Annotated in this window: 23 protein-coding genes; 16 read left to right on the forward strand and 7 right to left on the reverse strand. The window is 65.7% G+C overall.

The genetic code is table 11. The annotated features are described in order from the left end of the window. Window positions 1-2: 2 nt before the first annotated feature. The 4 genes from ACK2VC_RS10665 to ACK2VC_RS10680 all read left to right on the forward strand — a co-directional run bounded on the left by ACK2VC_RS10665 (window position 3) and on the right by ACK2VC_RS10680 (window position 3,856). Window positions 3-776 carry a slipin family protein gene (locus ACK2VC_RS10665; protein WP_486730325.1) on the forward strand — a complete coding sequence of 258 codons (774 nt, stop codon included), beginning with the start codon at window positions 3-5 and terminating at the stop codon, window positions 774-776. A 24-nt stretch (window positions 777-800) separates the two neighbouring features. After that, complete coding sequence (locus ACK2VC_RS10670) at window positions 801-1,472, forward strand: tRNA-uridine aminocarboxypropyltransferase (RefSeq protein WP_486730326.1); 672 nt, start codon at window positions 801-803, stop codon at window positions 1,470-1,472. Between the two features lie 204 nt (window positions 1,473-1,676). Further along, window positions 1,677-2,264 (forward strand): lipid IV(A) palmitoyltransferase PagP, encoded by a 588-nt coding sequence (gene pagP, locus ACK2VC_RS10675; RefSeq protein ID WP_486730328.1) that lies wholly within the window; start codon window positions 1,677-1,679, stop codon window positions 2,262-2,264. 53 nt (window positions 2,265-2,317) lie between these two features. Further along, window positions 2,318-3,856, forward strand: a complete 1,539-nt coding sequence (locus ACK2VC_RS10680) for a CYTH and CHAD domain-containing protein (protein WP_486730329.1) — start codon at window positions 2,318-2,320, stop codon at window positions 3,854-3,856. Between the two features lie 87 nt (window positions 3,857-3,943). Here the strand turns inward: ACK2VC_RS10680 and ACK2VC_RS10685 are convergent, their stop codons facing one another. Beyond that, window positions 3,944-4,237: a GYD domain-containing protein gene (locus ACK2VC_RS10685; RefSeq protein ID WP_486730330.1), complete on the reverse strand. Its 294-nt coding sequence runs from the start codon at window positions 4,235-4,237 to the stop codon at window positions 3,944-3,946. A gap of 273 nt (window positions 4,238-4,510) precedes the next feature. Beyond that, complete coding sequence (gene rsmI / locus ACK2VC_RS10690) at window positions 4,511-5,416, reverse strand: 16S rRNA (cytidine(1402)-2'-O)-methyltransferase (protein ID WP_486730331.1); 906 nt, start codon at window positions 5,414-5,416, stop codon at window positions 4,511-4,513. Between the two features lie 12 nt (window positions 5,417-5,428). Between rsmI and ACK2VC_RS10695 the strand changes: the two genes are divergently transcribed. From ACK2VC_RS10695 to ACK2VC_RS10750, 12 genes are all read left to right on the forward strand, one after another. Then, the gene (locus ACK2VC_RS10695; RefSeq protein WP_486730332.1) at window positions 5,429-6,604 is read left to right on the forward strand and encodes a penicillin-binding protein activator; all 1,176 of its coding nucleotides are present in this window, start codon (window positions 5,429-5,431) and stop codon (window positions 6,602-6,604) included. Window positions 6,605-6,808: 204 nt separating this feature from the next. Beyond that, a complete protein-coding gene (locus ACK2VC_RS10700; RefSeq protein WP_486730333.1) occupies window positions 6,809-8,077 on the forward strand; it encodes an amidohydrolase in 1,269 nt (422 codons plus the stop codon). Beyond that, window positions 8,074-8,718 carry a trimeric intracellular cation channel family protein gene (locus ACK2VC_RS10705; RefSeq protein ID WP_486730334.1) on the forward strand — a complete coding sequence of 215 codons (645 nt, stop codon included), beginning with the start codon at window positions 8,074-8,076 and terminating at the stop codon, window positions 8,716-8,718. The genes ACK2VC_RS10700 and ACK2VC_RS10705 overlap by 4 nt, the downstream gene beginning before the upstream one ends. Window positions 8,719-8,806: 88 nt before the next feature. Then, complete coding sequence (locus ACK2VC_RS10710) at window positions 8,807-9,181, forward strand: YraN family protein (protein WP_486730335.1); 375 nt, start codon at window positions 8,807-8,809, stop codon at window positions 9,179-9,181. A 54-nt stretch (window positions 9,182-9,235) separates the two neighbouring features. Then, complete coding sequence (locus tag ACK2VC_RS10715) at window positions 9,236-9,832, forward strand: phosphoheptose isomerase (RefSeq protein WP_486730336.1); 597 nt, start codon at window positions 9,236-9,238, stop codon at window positions 9,830-9,832. Further along, complete coding sequence (locus ACK2VC_RS10720; protein WP_486730337.1) at window positions 9,825-10,493, forward strand: BON domain-containing protein; 669 nt, start codon at window positions 9,825-9,827, stop codon at window positions 10,491-10,493. The genes ACK2VC_RS10715 and ACK2VC_RS10720 overlap by 8 nt, the downstream gene beginning before the upstream one ends. An 81-nt stretch (window positions 10,494-10,574) precedes the next feature. Next, on the forward strand, window positions 10,575-11,165 hold the full coding sequence (locus ACK2VC_RS10725; protein ID WP_486730338.1) for a LemA family protein: 591 nt from the start codon (window positions 10,575-10,577) through the stop codon (window positions 11,163-11,165). A 64-nt stretch (window positions 11,166-11,229) separates the two neighbouring features. Further along, window positions 11,230-13,203: a M48 family metallopeptidase gene (locus tag ACK2VC_RS10730; protein WP_486730339.1), complete on the forward strand. Its 1,974-nt coding sequence runs from the start codon at window positions 11,230-11,232 to the stop codon at window positions 13,201-13,203. A gap of 46 nt (window positions 13,204-13,249) precedes the next feature. Further along, window positions 13,250-13,708: a DsrE family protein gene (locus ACK2VC_RS10735; protein WP_486730340.1), complete on the forward strand. Its 459-nt coding sequence runs from the start codon at window positions 13,250-13,252 to the stop codon at window positions 13,706-13,708. Window positions 13,709-13,897: 189 nt separating this feature from the next. Further along, entirely contained in the window at window positions 13,898-14,437 is a 540-nt protein-coding gene (locus ACK2VC_RS10740; protein ID WP_486730341.1) for a TlpA family protein disulfide reductase, read from the forward strand. A 226-nt stretch (window positions 14,438-14,663) separates the two neighbouring features. Then, the gene (locus ACK2VC_RS10745; protein ID WP_486730342.1) at window positions 14,664-15,053 is read left to right on the forward strand and encodes a DUF2784 domain-containing protein; all 390 of its coding nucleotides are present in this window, start codon (window positions 14,664-14,666) and stop codon (window positions 15,051-15,053) included. A gap of 121 nt (window positions 15,054-15,174) precedes the next feature. Then, the gene (locus ACK2VC_RS10750) at window positions 15,175-15,606 is read left to right on the forward strand and encodes a cupin domain-containing protein (RefSeq protein ID WP_486730343.1); all 432 of its coding nucleotides are present in this window, start codon (window positions 15,175-15,177) and stop codon (window positions 15,604-15,606) included. A gap of 46 nt (window positions 15,607-15,652) precedes the next feature. Here the strand turns inward: ACK2VC_RS10750 and ACK2VC_RS10755 are convergent, their stop codons facing one another. Genes ACK2VC_RS10755 through ACK2VC_RS10775 form a run of 5 tightly spaced genes read right to left on the reverse strand, consistent with a single transcriptional unit; the run spans window position 15,653 to window position 20,345 of the window. Then, window positions 15,653-17,308 carry a diguanylate cyclase domain-containing protein gene (locus ACK2VC_RS10755; protein ID WP_486730344.1) on the reverse strand — a complete coding sequence of 552 codons (1,656 nt, stop codon included), beginning with the start codon at window positions 17,306-17,308 and terminating at the stop codon, window positions 15,653-15,655. A gap of 54 nt (window positions 17,309-17,362) precedes the next feature. Further along, on the reverse strand, window positions 17,363-17,947 hold the full coding sequence (locus ACK2VC_RS10760) for a chromate transporter (protein ID WP_486730345.1): 585 nt from the start codon (window positions 17,945-17,947) through the stop codon (window positions 17,363-17,365). After that, window positions 17,944-18,528 carry a chromate transporter gene (locus tag ACK2VC_RS10765; RefSeq protein ID WP_486730346.1) on the reverse strand — a complete coding sequence of 195 codons (585 nt, stop codon included), beginning with the start codon at window positions 18,526-18,528 and terminating at the stop codon, window positions 17,944-17,946. Before ACK2VC_RS10765 ends, ACK2VC_RS10760 begins: the two co-directional genes overlap by 4 nt. A gap of 45 nt (window positions 18,529-18,573) precedes the next feature. Beyond that, entirely contained in the window at window positions 18,574-19,209 is a 636-nt protein-coding gene (gene lipB, locus ACK2VC_RS10770) for a lipoyl(octanoyl) transferase LipB (protein WP_486730347.1), read from the reverse strand. Between the two features lie 47 nt (window positions 19,210-19,256). Further along, window positions 19,257-20,345, reverse strand: a complete 1,089-nt coding sequence (locus ACK2VC_RS10775) for an ABC transporter ATP-binding protein (RefSeq protein WP_486730348.1) — start codon at window positions 20,343-20,345, stop codon at window positions 19,257-19,259. Between the last annotated feature and the right edge of the window lie 28 nt (window positions 20,346-20,373).

Below are 20,373 nucleotides of genomic sequence, written 5' to 3' on the forward strand. Positions count from 1 at the left end.
TCATGGGAGCAGGCCTCGGATTCGGCGGCGTCCTGTTGCTGCTGGTGCTACTGTTGCTGATGATGGCGGTGCGCATCCTGCGCGAGTACGAGCGCGGCGTGGTGTTTACGCTGGGCCGCTTTTCCGGCGTCAAGGGCCCCGGCTTCTTTCTGCTGATTCCGCTGGTGCAGCAGATGGTCAAGGTCGATCTGCGCATCATCGTGTTCGACGTGCCGCCGCAAGATGTCATCACGCGCGACAACGTCTCGGTCAAGGTCAACGCGGTGGTGTATTTCCGCGTCATCGACCCGGAAAAATCGGTGATCCAGGTGGCGCAGTTTCTGGAAGCCACCAGCCAGCTGGCGCAGACCACGCTGCGCGCGGTGCTCGGTAAGCACGAGCTGGACGAATTGCTGGCCGAGCGCGAACGGCTCAACCTCGACATCCAGCGCGTGCTCGACAGCCAGACCGACGCCTGGGGTATCAAGGTTTCGACGGTCGAAATCAAGCACGTCGACATCAACGAAACCATGATCCGCGCCATCGCGCGCCAGGCCGAGGCCGAGCGCGAACGGCGCGCCAAGGTGATCCATGCCGAGGGCGAGCTGCAGGCCTCGGAAAAGCTGCTGCAGGCGGCGCAGATGCTGGCGCAGCAGCCGCAGGCGATGCAGTTGCGCTACCTGCAGACGCTGACCGCGATCGCCGGCGACAAAAGCTCGACCATCGTGTTTCCGGTGCCGATGGATATCTTTACGCTGCTGGCCGACGCCAGGAGTGGCAAGGCGCCACCAGGCTAGCGGCGCCGGTAATACAATCGGCCCATGCCATTCGCTTCAATTCCGAAACGCCTCGTTTGCGTGCGTTGCCAGCGCCCGCAATCTGCCTGCATTTGCCAGTGGAGCACAGCGATCCAGAACCAGGTCGAAGTGCTGATTCTGCAGCATCCGCTGGAGCTGAACCATGCCAAAGGCAGCGCCCGCCTGCTGCACCTGAGCCTGCGCCACAGTCGGTTGCAGGTCGGGGAAACGTTTGCGGAGCAGGAATTGCAGGCGCTGTTGCATCAGCCTTGGACGCCGGCGCTGCAGCGGAGCACGCCGCCGCCGGCTCATCGCGCTGCGGTCCTGCTGTATCCGGACAGCCCCGGGATGCCTCCGCCGCCGCCGCTGGATTCATCCATATTGCATGAGCCGCAGCGCCTGCGCCTGATCGTACTGGACGGTACCTGGCGCAAGAGCCGGAAAATGCTGTTGCGGAATCCGCTGCTGCAGCAACTGCCACGACTGTCGCTTAGCGATGCGCCGGCATCGCGCTATCGCATCCGGCAAGCGCATCGGCGCGACCAGCTTTCGACGCTGGAAGCCACCTGTCATGTCCTGATGCGAATCGAGGGCACAGGCGATAAATACCCAAGCTTGTTGCGTGCGTTCGACGGCTTCGTGGCGCAGCAGCTTGGATATCGGCAACGATCGCTGGCGCAAGATTCGGGCAATTGACGGCATTGGCGCGGCGCACCGTCGAGATCGGGCAGATCGGCATCACGCAACCAACTTCCGCGCTGGTGCCGCCGATGGCTGTTCTCGCACTGCTGCCGAAGTCCGGCGTAACTTCGGTTCCCCGCGCTTGTCGATAATCAAATTGCCTGAAGCCACCATGGAATATGTTGGAGGCGTCTTAACTGCACCCGAAACATCGAAGCCATGCTTCTGTCCTCGCTCTGCTGCCGGCTGGTGCTGTGCGTCGCCGCTTTGGCGCCGCTGGCTTGCCATGCCGGCGATGCTGCCGATGGCGCCACAAATGCGACAACGACGGCGCTCGCCTCTCATTGGGAGCAGTTTCAAAAGACCCTGGGCGACACTTGGCGCTCGAACCAGTATGAACTGTATGTGCCGATCAACATGTGGCACAACCGTTCGCGCTACAGTCCGCAAAAAATTGCTTCCTTCAATGAAGACCCGTGGGGATTGGGGATCGGCGAGTATCGCTATGATGCTGATGGCGACTGGCACGCGCTGTATGCCATGGCCTTTCTCGAATCGCACAATGACGTCGAGCCGACCGCCGGCTACGCATTCCAGAAGATCTGGCGACCGGCGGGCGCTCTGCGGCTGGGCGCCGGCTTCACGCTGGGCGTGACCGCGCGCGCCGAATATCACTACATTCCATTTCCGGTGTTGTTCCCGCTGGTTTCGCTCGAATACGGGCGCCTGGCAATCCAATCCACCTACATTCCCGGTGGCGTCGGCAATGGCAACGTGTTGTTTACATGGCTGCGCTGGCAGATGTGAGCGCGGCGGCCGGCCGGCGGTTTTGCCGGCAATCAATTTTCCGAACCCTGGCAATGGAAACCGAATTGAAACTGTCGATCGATTCGGACGACGTCGCCGCCTTGCGCCGGCATCCGCTGCTCAGGCGATATGCGAGCGCTGCGCCGTTGCGGCAGAGGCTGGTCAGCGTGTATTTCGACACCCCGGAGCTGACCTTCAAACGCCGCGCCGGCGCGCTGCGCGTGCGACGCGTGGCGCGACGCTGGGTCCAGACCCTGAAAGGCGGCGGCACGGCGCAAGCCGGGCTGCACCGGCGCGACGAGTGGGAATCCGCAATTGCCGGCAGGCAGCCCGAGCTTGCGGCCTTGTTGCAACTGGTGGGGCCGGACTCGGAGTGGGCCCCCATCCTGTCCGATCCGGCACTGGCGCAACGCCTGCGGCCGATGTTCTCCAGCCACGTCACGCGCACCACCTGGCAACTGCGCCTGGAGCAAGGAGATGAGGTCGAGTTGGCGCTGGACCAGGGCGAGTTGCGGCACCCTGGCATGCGCCTGCCGATCTGCGAAATCGAGTTGGAACTGAAGTCGGGTCAGACCAGTTCGCTATTCGATTTCGCGCTCGCGCTGCAGCAGGACCTGCCGCTGCGCGCGGGTAGCCTCAGCAAGGCCGAGCGTGGCTATGCGCTGAGCGCCCCGCAACCGTTGGCGGCGGTGCCGGCGACGCCGCTGAAACTGGCGCCGGGCTTGAGCGTCGAGCAGGGTTGGCAAGCGATAGCCGGCGACTGCCTACAGCAGATCCAAGCCAACGAAGCCGGTGTCATGCAGGGCAGCGATCCGGAGTGCGTGCATCAGATGCGGGTGGGCCTGCGCCGCCTGCGCTGTGCGCTGGAACTATTCGAGTCGCTCAGGCCTTGTCCGCCGGCCTTGCAGGCGGAGATCGAATGGCTGGCGACCGCACTGGGGGCGGCGCGCGATTGGGAAGTGCTGGCCGCGGAGACACTGGGCAAGGTGATCGGCGCGGCTTCCGGTGCGCCGGATCTGGAGCCGCTGCGGAGGGCCGCGCAGCAGGTTGCCAGAGCGCGCCGGCGCCAGGCGGCAGCGGCAATCGATTCGATCCGCTACGCGCGCCTGTGGCTGATGCTGGGCGGCTGGCTGCAAGGCGCGGGTTGGTGCGTCGCGCCGACGCCGGGCCAGGCCGCGGCATTGGCGGCGCCACTGGCGCGATACGGGCGGCAGGTGCTGGCGCGCAGCCAGAAGCGGCTGCGGCGGCGCGGCAAACGGGTGCGCAAGGCCGACCCGCGCCAATGCCACCGGCTGCGCATCGCCGCCAAGAAAGCGCGCTATGCGACCGAGTTTTTCCAGTCGCTGTGCCATCCACGGCGCGTGCGGCCCTGTCTTGCCGCGTTGTCGGCGCTGCAGGACGAATTGGGCTGGATCAATGACATGACGGTGGCCGACGGCTTGCTGCGACAACTGGCGACGCGCCGGCCGGAACTGGCGCATGGCGCCGGTTTCGCCAGAGGGTATCTGGCAGGCAGCAGGCCGAACGGCCTGCGCCGGCTGGGTAAGCTCTGGCGGCAATTTCTGCTGGTGGCGCCGCCCGCCAGCCACTGAGGCAGGCATCGTTGCCATCAAGAGCTGGCGGAAGCGGTGACAGTGCGCTTGGGCCTGTCGGCACGATTGAGGTGATGAAACTCCCGCTCAAGCCAGTTTTTGCAGGATATGCCCCATTTCGGTTTCCCCGAACGCGCGCAAGGTGATCGTTCGGACGTTGCCCTGCATGCCCAGCATCAGGCCGAGCCGGGTCACGGTTTCGTCGTCCGGGGCGTCGAATGAACAGACGAGATCGTAGGGGCCAAGCGTCCAGAAAAATTCATCGACCTTGACTTTCATCGACTTGGCCATTTCACGGAACGCTTGAGCGCGCTTGACGGTATCTTTTGCGTTGCGGATACCCTGGTCAGTCCAGTTGACCAACACAATGTACTTGGCCATGCAAATTCTCCTTGAGGTTGAGAATGGCGTTGCACCCCTTGTTTGAAGAACCTCCACTGGCAGTCAAGTCATGCCGCCTCTGCGATCGGCTTGCGAGCGGCCCAGGCGCAACCGACGCTGTCCGGTCGCCGCATGGTCAATTTAGGTCGCGAACGGCAGTAAGTCAAAGCGGCCGGACGCGCGGTAGCCTGGCACCGTTTCGCATCGGGCTGGGCAGCTTCCCGTGTTTCCTGTGCGAAAGAGTGTTGCCGAAGAATGCGGCGTGCGATTGTATTACTCTGCCTTGATTTGCAGGGCGCGCTGATACAGCGCGTTTTTTTTCTGGCCGGTAATTTGCGCAGCTAGCGCCGCCGCCTGGCTGACCGTGCATTCGCCCAGCAGGATGCGCAGGATGCGTTCAGCCTCTGCGGCTTCGGCGTCGCCGGCGGCCGGCGCGCCTTCCAGCAACAACACGAATTCGCCTTTTTGCCGGTGTGGATCGGCCGCCAGCCAGGCGCCGGCCTCGGCCAGCGGGCAGCGGTGGATTTCTTCAAACAGCTTGGAGAGTTCGCGTGCGAACACGATTTGCCGCGCGCCTTCGAAGGCCGACGCCAGCGCCGCCACGGTCTCGACGATGCGGTGCGGCGCTTCATACAGCACCAGCGTGGCCGGCAGCGCGCGCAAGTTGGCCAGCGCACTGGCGCGTTGTTGCGCCTTGGCCGGCAGGAAGCCGACGAAATGGAAATGCTCGTTGACGAGTCCCGAGACGGACAGCGCGGCAATCGCGGCCGAGGCGCCTGGCAGCGGCAGCACGCGCAGGCCGGCCTGCAGCACGGCATCGACAATGCGTGCGCCGGGATCGGACACTGCGGGCGTGCCGGCATCCGATACCAGCGCGATGCGTGCACCGGCCTGCAGGCGGGCGACGATCTGCTCGGCTACCGTGCGCTCATTGTGTTGATGGGCGGCTATCAGCGGTTTCGACAGGCCGTAGCGGCCCAGCAGATGGCCGGTGTTGCGCGTATCTTCGCAGGCGACCGCGTCCACCAGCGTCAGCACGTGCAGCGCGCGCAGCGTGATGTCGCCGACGTTCCCGATCGGTGTGGCCAGAACATATAATGTTGACAACGGATAGGTCTGCTGCGCCACCTCGCGCATGATCGGCAAGGCAGCGGAAATATCGGAAGCGTGGTGGATCATCGGGAGGTGGCGATGTGGTACAGGTCGGTGAAAGCGCTGCTGACGCTGGCATGGTGCGGATTGTGCGCTGCCGTGCCGGCAAATACAACCGCCGGCGAGCGGCTGCAATTGGCGCAGAACGTGCTGCAGGTGCAGCCGCTGCCGGCCGTGCCGGCTCCGACTCGCATCGCATTGCTGCTGCCATTGCGCTCGGCGACGCTGGGTGCAGCGGCGGGCGCGGTGCGCGCCGGCGTGCTGGCGGCGCATGAGCGCGAGCCGACCGGCGTCACCCTGAGCGTGCTGGACAGCGGCGAGGCGCCGTCGGAACTGTTGCCGGCCTATGCCGCCGCCGTCGACCAGTTCGATCTGGTGATCGGACCGCTGTCGCGTTCCGAGGTTGCCGCCGTGGCGCAGGGCGGGAATGTGAGGCGGCCGACGATTGCGCTGGCGCAGCCGCAGCCTGCCGGCCAGGGCGGCGCGGAAGAAGCGCCGCTGCCGCCGCGCATGCTGGTGGTCGGGCTGTCGCTGGAAGATGAAGCGCGCCAGGTGGCTGACTGGATCGGCGCCGCCGAACCGATGGCCAAGGTGTTCGTGCTGTCGAGCGGCATCGCCTGGCAGCAGCGCGCCGCGCGCGCCTTCGCGCTCCAGGCACAAGCCACCGGCTTGCGCACGCAAAGCATGGAGCTGAGCCTGGCCGGCGGCGCCCTCGCGCCGGGCGGGCTGGTGCAACTGCGGCAGCGGATCGCGGCCGAGCAGCCGCAGGCGCTGTTCGTCGCGCTCGACGCCGGCCAGGCGCGGCAATTGCGGGTCGCCATCGGCGATGACATCGCGCTGTACGGCACCTCGCAACTGAATCCGCTGACTCCGGCCGAGTGGGTCACGGCCGAGCCGGCCAATGAAATGAATGGCGCGCTTCTGGTCGACATCCCGTGGCAGTTGCAGCCGGATCACCCGGCGGTGATGGTGTATCCGCATCCGGTGGTGGCGGCCGACCAGAAGCGCAGCGCCGACCTCGAGCGGCTGTATGCGCTCGGCATCGACGCTTACCGGGTGGCGCGGCAAATCGCCGCCGGCGGTACTAGTTTCGGGCTCGATGGCGTCACCGGCCGGCTGGCGGTCAGCTTTGGCGCAGGCCCTGCCGGCTTCCAGCGCATCGAAACGCAGGCGGTCTACCGTGACGGCCGCGTACAGCCACTGGCCGCACCATGAGCCATGCTTGGCGGCACAGCCCCAATATTGCCTGTGCCTTCACCGCAAAAAAGCATGGAAAAACGCCGGCGCCACGCTATAGTAAATAATCAACATGGCGTTTTGCGATTCCGGACCACGAACCGCGGCGCGGATGTGTGCGTGCGGCGTCCGATGGAAATGGCACCCGGGTCGGACGTTTCAATGCATCCTTGGGAGATGGCAATGCATCCCTTCATCGCCGCCGCGCAGGCCGACATCGAGCGGCAGATCCCGGAGCTGACCACGATTTACCAGGACCTGCACCGCCATCCAGAACTGTCGATGCAAGAGGTGCGGACGGCGAAGATCGCCGCCGATGCGCTGGCCGCGTGCGGTTTCGAAGTGACGACCGGCATCGGTGGCACCGGTGTGGTGGGCGTATTGCGCAACGGCGACGGCCCGACCGTGATGTTGCGCGCCGACATGGACGCGCTGCCGATCACGGAAGCCACCGGTTTGCCGTATGCCAGCACCGTCACGGCCACGGACGATGAGGGCGTGGAAGTGGGGGTGGCGCATGCCTGCGGACACGACCTGCATGTGACTTGGCTGATCGGCGCGGCGCGCGTGCTGGCTGCCCAGCGCCGGCAATGGCAGGGCACGCTGCTGGCGGTGTTCCAGCCGGGCGAGGAAGTGTCGCGCGGCGCGCAAGGGATGATGGACGACGGCATGGCGCAGCGCTTTCCGAAGCCCGATGTGATCCTCGGCCAGCATGTGATGGTCGGCGCCGCCGGTACCGTCGGTTATCGCAGCGGCATCATCCTGTCGGCCGGCGACAGCCTCAAGGTCAAGCTGTTCGGACGCGGTTCGCACGGCTCGCAGCCGCAGACGGCGATCGATCCGGTCATCATGGCGGCGGCCACCACGATGCGCTTGCAGACGATCGTGTCGCGCGAGATCGGGCCGCTGCAGAGCGCGGTGCTGACGATCGGCGCGCTACAGGCCGGCACCAAGGAAAACATCATCCCGGACGATGCCACGATCAAGCTGAATATCCGCACCTACGACGAAGACGTGCGCGAACACATGCTGGCGGCCGTGCGGCGCATCTGCTGCGCCGAATGCCGGGCCTCGGACGCGCCGCGCGAGCCAGAGTTCAGCAGCCTGAGCAGCTATCCGCTGACCGAGAACGACGCCGCCGCCACCGCCCGCGTGGTGCAGGCGTTCCAGGCGCAATTCGGCGCGAACGCCTATGAAACGGCGCCCGCCTCGGCCAGTGAGGATTTCAGCGTCTTTGGCCGGCGCTGGAACGTTCCCTATGTCTTCTGGATCGTCGGCGGCACCGACCCGGAGGTCTATAAACAAGCCAAGGCCAGCAAGCAACTGAACGCTCTTCCCAGCAACCATTCACCCAAATACGCGCCGGTGCTGGCCCCGACCCTGAAAACCGGGCTGCAGGCGATGCTGGCGGCGGCAGCGGCGTGGTTGTGCGGCAGCGGGCTGGCCGCATGAGTGGCCAGTTCGCGTTCAACCTGCTCGACCTGATCGGCACCTTCGTGTTTGCCATCAGCGGCGCCACCGCCGCCCGGCAGCGCAATCTCGACCTGTTCGGCGTGCTCGCGATCGCCTTTGTCACCGCCTGTGGCGGCGGCATTTTCCGCGATCTGTGCATCGGCGCCATCCCGCCCGCCGGGCTTGCCGACTGGCGCTATCTGGCGCTGGCGCTGGGCGCGGCGCTGCTGACCATCGGCGCCTACCCGCTGGTGCGCAGGCTGCAGCAGCCGGTCTTGCTGTTCGATGCCGGTGGCCTCGGCCTGTTCGCGGTCTCCGGCGCGCAAAAAGCACTGCATTTCGGCCACGGCGCGGAAATCGCCATCCTGCTCGGCATGATCACGGCGGTCGGCGGCGGCATGGCGCGCGATGTGCTGCTGAATCGCGTGGCCATCGTGCTGCGGAAGGAAATCTACGCGTCGGCGGCACTGGTCGGTGCCGCGCTCGCCGTGGCGGGCGTGCATTACCAATGGCCGGCCGCGACCAGTACCTGGCTGCCGATCCTGGCCTGCTTCGGCCTGCGCTACCTGTCGTTGCGTTACCATTGGAACCTGCCCAGGTTCCGGCACGAGCCGCACGACCAACGGAAAGCTGACGACTGACGGCCCGATTAGCGTCGTGCGCGGCCCGCGCATTTTCGATTCACCTTCCAATGAAACGGCTCCAATGCGCTTGAAGGTATCCGCCTAGATGGATTTCAGCCCGCTCCTGCGGCGCTTGCGCACCAGCCGCCAGCTCATCGGCCAGGCCGGGGAAGATGCGGCGCTGGCCTATCTGCAGCAGCAGGGGCTGGTGCCGGTCGAGCGCAATTTCCGCTGCAAGGGCGGCGAGATCGACCTCATTCTGCACGACGGGGCGACGCTGGTATTCGTCGAGGTGCGGCGCCGTGCCGATGCGCGCCATGGCGGCGCCGCCGCCAGCGTGACGCCGGCCAAGCAGGCGCGCCTGCTGCGGGCGGCGCAGTTTTACCTGCTGCGCTACCGGGCGCCGCCGGCCTGCCGCTTCGACGTCATCGCAATTGACGGTGGCGCCATGACCTGGCTGAAAAACGCGATCGAGAACTGATACGGATACGGATGAACGCGCTGCCCGGCTTGCGCTCCTTTATAATCGTCGACCATGAATTTCCAATACATTCTGGGGCACTTCCAGGAAAGTGCCGAACTCAAGATCCAGGCTGCTTCACTGCTGGCCGAGCCAATTGCACAAGCGGTGGAACTAATGTTTTCCGCCTTGTCTAATGGAAACAAGATTCTGGCCTGTGGCAACGGCGGCTCGGCTGCCGACTGCCAGCATTTTGCGGCCGAACTGGTGGGGCGCTTCGAGCGCGAACGATTGCCGCTGCCGGCGCTGGCGCTGACCACCGACACTTCGATCCTGACAGCGGTCGGCAACGACTACAGCTTCAACGAGATTTTCGCCAAGCAGGTGCAAGCCTTCGGCCAGGCCGGCGACATCCTGCTGGCGCTGTCGACTTCGGGCAATTCGGCCAACGTGCTGGCCGCGATCGACGCCGCGCTGGAGCGCGACATGCACGTGGTGGCGCTGACCGGCAGGGGCGGTGGCGCGATCGGCAGCAAGCTGGGCGGCAACGACGTGCATATCTGCGTGCCGCACGACCGCACCGCGCGCATCCAGGAGGTCCACTTGTTGACGATTCACTGCCTGTGCGACGGCATCGATGTCGCTTTATTTGGAGGAGATGCGCATGATTGAATCAGGCTCGAAATTACAACGCGGCTGGAATGCAGTGCGGCGGCCGCTGGCCGCGGTGGCGCTGTGCGGCATGCTGGCCGTCAGCCTGCAGGGCTGTTTCGGGCTGGCGGTGGGCGGCGCCGTGATGGGCACGCTGGCGGCGACCGACCGCCGCACGCTGGGCGCGCAAACCGAGGACAAGGCGATCGCGCTGAAGGCGATCGACCGCCTGGCGAACGTGCCGGGTGCGAGCAGCAACCATGTCAACGTCACCAGCTTCAACCGCAAGGTGCTGTTGACCGGCGAAGTGCGCGACGAATCGGCGAAAGCGGCGGCGGCGCGCGAAGTGGCCGGCATCGAGGGCGTGCAATCGGTGGTCAACGAGCTGGCGGTGATGGGCGCCACCAGCTTCTCCGCGCGCTCCAATGATTCGCTGTTGACCGGCAAGGTCAAGGCCTCCTTCGTCGATGACAAGGTGATCTATGCCAATTCAATCAAGGTCGTCACCGAACGCAGCGTGGTTTACCTGATGGGGCGTGTGACGCCGCCCGAGGGTGCGCGCGCGGCGTCGATTGCCAGCGGCGTGTCCGGGGTGCAGAAGGTGGTCAAGGTGTTCGAATACATCACCGATGCCGAGCTGCAGGACCTGACCGCCAAGCCGGAGGCGCAGGCCAGCAAGTAGTCCGAATCTTGCTTTCAGGTATCAACTGGGTTAACGTAAGCCGCCAGACAATCCGTCTGGCGGTTTTTTTTCGGGGGAAGCATGATCGCTCTGATCGTGGCGCTGGCCATCGTCCTGCTGGCGGTATTTTGGGCGGTGGGCGCCTACAACCGCTTCGTCAACCTGCGCAACCGCTTCAAGAATGCCTTTGCCCAGATCGACGTGCAGTTGAAGCGGCGCTACGACCTGATCCCGAACCTGGTGGAAACCGCCAGGGGCTACATGCAGCACGAGCGCGACACGCTGGAAGCGGTGATCGCTGCCCGCAGCCAGGCGGTCAGCGCCACCGCCCGCGCCGCCGGTAATCCGGCCGACGCCGCCTCGGTGCAGCAGATGGCCGCCGCCGAAGGCACGCTGACGGCGATGCTGGGCAAGCTGTTCGCGCTGTCGGAAGCCTATCCGGACCTGAAGGCCAACCAAAACATGATGCAGTTGACCGAGGAGTTGACCAGCACCGAGAACCGCATCGCCTTCGCGCGCCAGGCCTACAACGATGGCGTCACCGAGTACAACACCGCGCTGCAACTATTCCCGGCCTCGATCGTCGCCGGCATGTTCGCCTTCGTGCCGGGGCAACTGCTGGAAGCCACCGAATCGGCGCAGGAGCGGCAGCCGGTCAAGGTCACTTTCTGAGCGTGCCCGGCCTGACCGGATGCTGAACCCCGGCTCAGCCGCCGGTCAGGCCGCTCATCACCACATGGACTTCTTCACACAGCAGGAACACGCACGGCGCCAGACCAGGACGCTGCTGCTGCTGTTCGCGCTGGCGGTGGTCGCGATCGTGGCCACCGTCAACCTGGCGCTGGCGCTGATCTGGATCGGGGCCAACGGCCAGCCGCTGGCCGGCAGTCATGACTATCCGGCCGGATTTTTTGCCACCAATACGCTCGTCACGCTGGCGCTGATCGGCGGCGGTACCCTGATCCAGAGCTGGAATTTGCGCGATGGCGGCGACACGGTGGCGCGCATGGTCGGCGGCCGGCCGGTCCTGCCCGGCTCGCGCGACCTGGCGGAGCGGCGCCTGTTGAACGTGGTGGAGGAAATGGCGCTGGCGGCCGGCATCGCCTGTCCCAAGGTTTATCTGCTGGACCAGGAGCAGGCGATCAACGCCTTTGCCGCCGGCCACAACCCGAACCAGGCGGTGCTCGCGGTCACGCGCGGCGCCTTGACGCGCCTGAACCGCGACGAGTTGCAGGGCGTGGTCGGACATGAATTCAGCCACATCCTGAACGGCGACATGCGCCTGAACGTCAACCTGATCGGCGTGCTGTTCGGGATCCAGATGGTGGCCGCGTTCGGCCGCACGCTGATGGAGTTCGGCCCCCGCGTCTGGGGCCGGCGCGGGCGCGACGAGAAAGGCGCGGCGGGGCGGGCAATCGTGGTGGCGATCGGGCTGGTGCTGTTCGTGGTCGGCTACATCGGGATTTTTTTCGGGCGCCTGATCAAGGCCGCGGTATCGCGCCAGCGCGAATTCCTGGCCGACGCCAGCGCGGTGCAATTCACCCGCAACCCGGACGGCATCGGCGGCGCGCTGCGCAAGATTGGCGGCTTGGCGCGCCACGACGGCCCCGGTTCGCGCATCGACAATTCGAATGCGGAACAACTGTCGCACCTGTTTTTGGGCGCGGCGCGGCCAGCGCTGATGAATGGCTGGCTGGCCACCCACCCGCCGCTGGCCGAGCGCCTGCGGCGCATCTATGGCCGTGGCGTCGAGCTGCTGGAGGCGCCGGAAATCGCCGAGCCGGCGCCCGCCGGCGAGCCGATGCTGGCGGATATTCCGTATTTAAGCCCGGTCGTAGCCGGAGCCCAGGCTCCGCAGCCCGGGCCGGCCGTAGCGGCAGCAACGACGATGGCCTTGCCGGCGGCTGGCGTGTCGCGGTTGCCGATCGGGCTGCGCAATGCCGTGCGCGAACCGCAAACCGCGTGTGCCGTGGTTTACGCGCTGCTGCTCGGCCCGGCGTCCGAGCGGCCACCGCAACTGGCGCTGCTGCAGGCGGCCCAGCCGCAGCAGGCGAAACTGGCGGTCTGGCTGGCGCAGACGCTGGCACGCTGGCCGAAAAGCACGCGCCTGCCGTTGCTCGACCTGGCGATGCCGGCCTTGCGCCAGTTGTCGAATCGGCAGCAGCGTATCCTGTTGCAGACTGCCGACCAGTTGATCGCCGCCGACGCGCGCGTCACGCTGGCCGAATTGGTGCTGCAAACGATCCTGCAGCGTCGGCTTGGCGCGCATGCCGGGCGCGCGGTGCCGGTGCGCTTTGGCACACTCGCCGGCGTGCGCGCCGAAGTCGCGTTGCTGCTGTCGCTGGTGGCGCACGTGGCGGCTGCCAGCGCCACGGAACCGTCGGCTACCGTCGTGGTCGAATCCGCTGCGTTGCAGCGCTTTCTGCACGGCGCCGCCGGTTGTGCGCAACTGGGCTTCACGGCCCGGGATTTCACGGCGGCGAGCGCGATCGGCTTCGTCGCCGTGCGCGCCGCGCTGGAGCGCGCCAATCAGTTGGCGCCGCGGGCCAAGCCGGAGTTGGTGGAGGCCTGGCTGGCGGTGGCGCTGGACGGCAAGCTGCTCTCTGCGGTCAGTGCCGATGTGCTGCGGGCGCTGTGCGCGGCGATCGACGCGCCGATTCCGGCCGTGGTCGCCGCCAGCTATGCCGATTGTTTTCAGGGCCAGGCATGAAGCCGGCCTGATTCCGGCCATTATTTGATATTCATGGGAGTCTTGAATGCGTCGCACCTTTCTGAAAAACCTGATGGCCGGCTTGCCGCTGGCCGCGCTGAGCGCCGCTGGCACGCTGGCCGTCAGCCGCCCGGCGCTGGCAGCCGATGCCAAGGTCAAGGTGGTGTATCACTTCGTCGACGGCACCGCGCAGGCGGCGCGCGGCCTGGCGAATATCCGCAACCATCTGCGCGCCGCGCCGCAGACGCGGATCGTGGTGGTGGCGCTGGCCGATGGCATCAGCTTCCTGCTGACCGACGCCAAGGACCGCAACGGCAAGCCGTTCGACGCGCAGGTGGCGGCGCTGGCGGCGCAGGGCGTCGAATTTCGCGTCTGCGACAACACGCTGGCCGCGCACGACGTGCCGGCGGCGCGCCTGCTGCCGCAAGCGACGATCGTGCCGTCCGGCGTGGCGGAGATTGCACGGCTGCAAGCCGAAGAGGGCTTCGTCTACCTGCGGCCCTGACCGGTTCGACGATCTGTATCCGTACGACATGGAGTATTTTCAGAATCGTATATAAATCGGGCGTAAAAACGTGATTTTTAATCATACTCCCAGAATTATATAATCCGGCTGGAGCGCTCCGGCAGGCGCCGCGGCGGCTGGCTATAATGTCTTTTACGTGAATGTTTTTCCGTGCCAGGGGGCACCATCATGCAAGCATCGAATACCGCAACAGACCCGGCCGCCGGCGGCAAACGGCGCTGGCTCAAGCTGGCCGCCGCGCTGGTGGTGGCCGCCGTCGCCATCGGCGGCTACGTCTCGATGTCGGCGCAGCCCAAGGCGCCGGACGTCAGCTTCACCAACCTGAAAGGTGAGAAACTGTCGCTGCAAAGCCTGCGCGGCAAGGTCGTGATGGTGAATTTCTGGGCCACGTCCTGCACCACCTGCGTGCAGGAAATGCCGGAAATGATCCAGACCTACGACAAGTACAAGGGCCAGGGCCTGGATTTTGTCGCGGTGGCGATGAGCTACGATCCGCCGAACTACGTGCTGAACTACGCGCAAACGCGGCAACTGCCATTCCATGTCGCGCTCGACACCCAGGACACGCTGGCGAAGTCGTTCGGCGACGTCAAGCTGACCCCAACCACCTTCGTCATTGGCAAGGACGGCAGCATCCTCAAGCGCTACGTCGGCGCGCCCGACTTCGCCCAGTTGCACGTGTTGCTGGAAAAGGCGCTGGCCGCCTGAGCGCCAGCGCTACCTGGCTCATGGCTGCGGCGATTGCGCGCAGCCCTCGATCTTCACCCAGGTACTGTGCCGGCGTCTCGTTGGAATTCGCCTGCGCCATATACTCCTGAATGCTTGCCGCTTTATTGCTTATATTTAGATAGTCTAGGCAATATACTCATGTAAATGTCGAGCTGAGGTGGCCTGATCCGCACGCGGCGCGCACTGATCCGGAATGCACGACTCCATGCCATTTCAACTGCTCGCCGATGCGGTGCTTGTTCTGCATGTAGCCGTGGTTGCATTCGTCGTCGGCGGCTTGATTCTCATCGTTGCCGGCAATCTGCGTGGCTGGCACTGGGTCAATGGCTTCGGGTTCAGACTTGCGCACTTGGCCGCGATTGCCGTCGTGGTCGCAGAGGCCTGGTTCGGCGCCACCTGTCCGCTCACCTCGCTTGAAATGTGGCTGCGCGCCAAGGCGCAAGTCACCACTTACGCGGGCAGCTTCATCGAGCACTGGTTGCAGCGGGCCCTGTACTACGAGGCGCCTTCCTGGGTATTCACGCTGGGCTACTCGCTCTTCGGGTTGATCGTCGCGGCGGTGTGGTGGTATTTCCCGCCGCAGCGCAAGCGTTGACGCCGGCAAGCGGGTGCCTGGCCGTGATGCCAGCCGGACATTGCGCGATGAACCGGCACCGCGCCGCTCGTGTCAAACCTCAGGTTCTTTTCCTTTTACCCGCCAGCCACTGGAGGCAGCCATGATCCAGCAGGACGCCATCAAGGTCGGTCAACTGACCATTCGTTACCTGATCGACGGTTCCGCCAGCGGCGGCATGGGTTTGTTCGAACTGACGGTGCCGCCCGGCTCGAACGTGCCGCCGCCGCATAGCCATTCAAAAAACGACGAATGCATCTATCTTCTCGAGGGAACGCTGCGTTATTCGGTGGACGGCGCCACGCGTGATCTGGCGCCAGGCGACTGGATGTTTTCACCGAAAGGCTCGCTGCATCAGTTCAGCAATCCGCACACTGCAGCCGCCCGCGCACTGGTAATCCAGACGCCCGATATCGGCGCCCAGTACTTCCGGGACGTGGCTGCCGTCATCGATGCCGGCGGTCCGCCGGATCGCCTGAAGCTGCTGGCCGTCATGGCCGGATACGGCCTGGTGCCTGCGCCGCCATCGGCCTAGCTGGCCGTTGCGGCCAAGCATGATCGGCAAGCCGGCGGCATGCGCCTTATGCCGGTTGAACGGCTGTGGCTTCCAGCGCCTGGTCAAACAGGCAAAACCCATTCCTCCCGGTCCGCTTGGCGTGATACATGGCGGTGTCGGCCTGCGACATCAATTGCGACGTGGTGGCGCCGGCGGCGCTGGCGTTGTCATACAGCGCGATGCCGATCGAGGCGCTGAGGGTAAAGGTCTTGCCGTCGACCTCGAACGGCATGCCGATCGTTGCCAGCAATTGCTGGGCGATGCCAACCGCCATGCCGCGGGCATCGTCCAGATCGGTCAGCAGCACCACGAATTCGTCGCCGCCGAACCGCGCCACGGTATCGGTGCGCCGACGCCCTTCCCGCAGCCGCACGGCGACCTGGCGCAGGATGGTATCGCCGGTCTCATGCCCGAACTGATCGTTGATCGGTTTGAAATCGTCGAGATCGCAAAACAGCAGCGCAAAATGCGAGCCGCTGCGCTCGGCATGCGCCAGGGCTTGCTGCAGACGGTCTTCCAGCATGGTGCGGTTGCACAGGCCGGTGAGGGCGTCGTGGTGCGCCATGAATCCCAGCCGCGCTTCGCTCGCCTTGAGTGCTTCTTCCTTTTCATGCAGCCGCGCCACCAGATGATTGAAACCGAGCAGCAGGTCGCCGACCTCGTCCCGGCGCCTGATCGGCAGCGGTGCCAATTGGCGCTTTCCATCGGCCATGTCGCGGATCGAGCGCGCGGCATCGGTCAGCGGCCGCAGCATGAGCGGCAACAGCACCAGCAGGGCCGCAATCACGACCGCTCCCATTACCAGCGTGGCCTGCAGCGTGAAGCTGCGCATGGCGGCAATCGGATGGAACACCTCCTTGGTCGGGATGCGGGCGACGACAAACCAGCCGGTGCTGGGTACCGTCACCATTGCCGACAGTTCCTCGACGCCGTTGGCGTTGATGGTGGTGCCGGTGCCGCGGTAGCCGGCCATGGCCCGATCGTGCAGCGGGTTGACGCCGGCCGGCGGGGTTGGCTTTAACACCATGGCGGGATCGCTGGCGCCGACGAACAGTTGGTCGGCCGGCGAAATCACGAGGAAGCCGCCGCTGGCGCCCAGGCGGATATCCTGCAAATCGAGGAAGCCGGGCGTATCGAGCGCGGCCACCCCGGCCAGCACTGCCGCTACGCGGCCACTTGTATCGCGCACCGCCTGTGCCATGATCAGGACCGGTTCGCCGCTGATGCGGCCGCGCTGCGGCTTGCCCATCACCGGCGCTTCCGCGCGCAACGCCGCCTGGAACCAGTCGGCATCCGCATAGCGCAGCTTGTTGCGTCCGGCTGCCGGATGTTCGGCCAGCGCGCCGATGCCATCCGGCGGTAGCACCCACAGTCCTTTATTGAATAAGGGGTTCAGCCGCTGCCGCTCGGCAATCCAGGCCGCCAGTTGCTGTGGCTGCCGCAGCAGCGCGAGCGGCAGCGCGGAGCCCAACTCGGCAAGCAGCGCGCGCCGCTCCCGGATGGCAAGCTCGATGTCGCGCGCCACATAGGAGGCGATCGAGGATTGCTGGTCCGCCACCTGGTCGCGCAGCAGATCCTGCGCGAACGGCAGTGCAACCCACAGCCGGACGCAGACGCCGGACATGACCAGCAATACGCCCAGGGCGACGATGCGGAACTTGATGCTGTGAAAAATTGACATTGGGCAATGATACAGAAAATCGCTTCATTTCCCTTGAGAATCATGCGGCCGCGATTACACCAGGCCGTACCACCCGAGCAGCGCGCCGGCGGCCAGGAGCCACAGCAAGTGAATCCTGGTGCGCCATATCAGCAGGATGGTGGCCAGGATCAGCGCCCAGTGTGCCAACTGCGGGCCGGACGTGTCGCTGGCGCCGGCCAGGGTCCAGCCGGTGGCGATGATCAGCGCGACCACCAGCGGCGCCATGCCTTGCTTGAAAGCCCGCACCGCGAGTCGGGTGCGGTTTTGGTGGCCCCAATGCGCCGCCAGGTAAGTCAGCGTGGTGCTGGGAATCAGGATGCCGGACATCGCAGCCAGCACGCCGAACAGCGCGCTGCCGAGGCCGCCGGCATTCAGTCCGACATTCCATCCCATCAGCGCCACGAATAGCACGTTCGGCCCTGGCGCGGCTTGCGCCAGCGCGATCGCGGCGTTGAACTGGGCATCGGTCAGCCAGTGCTCTTGCACCACCAGGTAGCGATGCATTTCCGCTACCGTGGTGATCGCGCCGCCAATCGACATCAGCGACAGGCCGAGGAAATGGACGAACAGCTGGAGCCAGTCGTCCGGGGCCAGCGCAATCGAGAGCGGCGTACTCATGCCTTGAGCGTGTGCCAAGCCAGCACGCAGGCCGGCACACCCAGGCCGCCCAGCACATACGGCAGCGGCCAGTGCAGCCAGGCGATCGCCGCGAAACACGCCAGCGCGAATCCCAGGCATGGCCAGAGTCCGAGCGCATTGGTTTGCAGCGCGCTACCCAGCTTCAGGCCGGTCGCGGTCACCAGGCCGGCGGCCACCGCGCTCATGCCGCGCAGCGCGCCGGCCACGCCCGGATGCGAGGCGAAGCGGGCATATACCAGAGCCAGAACCAGCAGCAACAGCAATGGTGCGGCCAGCATGCCGGCGAGTGCCGCCAGCGCGCCGCGCAAACCGAAATGGCGGGCTCCGATCATCAGCGAGATATTCACCACGTTCGGCCCGGGCATCAGTTGCGCCACGGCCCAGTCTTCCAGGAATTCCTCGCGCGTCAGCCACTGTTTGCGTTCCACCAGCTCGTGCTGCACCACTGCCAGCACGCCGCCGAAGCCCTGCAAGGCCAGCATGGTGAAGGCGAAAAACAGGTCGGACGGCGATTTGGGACGCGGCCGATCTGGCAGTGGCTCGGATGGAGAGGGCGGCATGGCGGGATTCATGTGGTGTGGAGGAGGGGTCGCGGCGCTGGTCCGTCAGAGCCGTTCGATCAGTTTGTGAGCGAGTGCCAACTGCACGTCCTGTGGCCTGGCGTCGACCCCGAGCGTCTTCATGTCGATGGTCGCCAAGCCCCGGTAGCCGCACGGATTGATCCAGGAGAATGGCGTCAGGTCCATCGCCACGTTCAGCGCCACGCCGTGATAGGTGCAGCCGTTGCCGCGGATTTTCAGGCCGAGTGCGGCGATTTTTGCGCCTTGCCAGGCGCCGTCTGCCAGGTAGATGCCGGGTGCGCCGGTCTTGCGCGTGCCGGTCACGCCATGCGCGGCCAGCGTGTCGAGGACCGCATCCTCGATGTGGGTGACAAATTCGCGCACGAACCAGCGCGCACCGGGTCGCTTGCGGCGCAAATCCAGCAGCAGGTAGACCACCGCCTGCCCGGGTCCGTGATAGGTCACTTCGCCGCCGCGGTCGGTCTGCACGATCGGGATCTGGTGCGCGTCCAGCACGTGGGCGTGATCGGCCGCCACGCCGAGCGTGAAAACCGGAGGATGTTCGACCAGCCACAACTGGTCCGGAGTGCTGGCGTCGCGGGTATCGGTGAAGGCGCGCATCGCCTGGTAGCTGGCTTCAAACGCTTCGCGGCCGCGCTGGAGAATGATGGGACTGGACATGGCCTCAGTTTACCGAAGCTGGTCGTTCCTTGCGCGGCAACACCACACTAGCAATCGGGGTGCTCGAAGGCAATCACGTGGTCGATTTCCAGGCGGATGCCGATCTTTTCGCCAATTGGATGATTGTGATGGCTGGGGATCAGCGATAGCACGCGGGTACCGCTTGCCAGTTGCAGCGTGTACAGGAAGTCGGCGCCGCGAAAGGCCTTGGCCAGCACGGTGGCCTGCATGCTGCTGGCGTCGTCGTGCACGACATCGTCCGGCCGCACCAGCACGTCGACCCGGCAGCCGGCCGCGCAGCAGGCCGGCAACTGTGCCGGCACCCGCCCCAGTTCGATGTCGAGGATGGCGGGGCCGACCACCGCGCCCGGAATCAGCACGCCTTCGCCGATGAAGCCGGCCACGAACAGATTGGCCGGCTCGTGATACAGCTTGTATGCGCTATCCCACTGCTGGATCACGCCCTGGTGCAGGACGCCGATCTCGTCGGCGATCGCGAACGCCTCGTGCTGGTCGTGCGTGACCAGCACCGCGGTGGTGTTTTGCTGGCGCAGGATGTCGCGCACTTCAAGGCCGAGCCGCTCGCGCAGTTCGACGTCCAGATTGGAAAACGGCTCGTCCAGCAACAACAGGTCGGGTTGCGGTGCCAGCGCCCGCGCCAGCGCCACGCGCTGCTGCTGGCCGCCCGACAATTCATGCGGATAAGCGCGGGCCAGCGCCTGCAGGCCAACCGTTTCCAGCAACTCGGCCACGCGCCGCGCGCGCTGCGCCCGGTCGGCGCCATGCAGGCCGAAGGCGACGTTGTCGTGCACGTTCAGATGCGGAAACAGCGCGTAATCCTGGAACACCATGCCGATCCGGCGTTGGTGCGCCGGCAGCGAAGAGGCGGCGCTGCTGACCTGCTGTCCGTTCAGATGAATGGCGCCGCTGGAAATCGGTTCGAAGCCGGCGATGCAGCGCAGGGCGGTGGTCTTGCCGCAGCCGGACGGCCCCAGCAGGCAGCCGATCCGGCCCTTTTCCAGGCTGAACCCGAGATCGCTGAAGGTGGTGGTGGCGCCATAGGCATGCGACACGCGGTCGAGCCGCAGCAGCGGTTCTGGTTCGGATGTGGCGCGGATGGCGGCGGCAGGATTCATGGGTGCGAATTATAGGGGGCAGGGCTAG

The organism is Herbaspirillum sp. WTB6 (genome assembly GCF_057457785.1).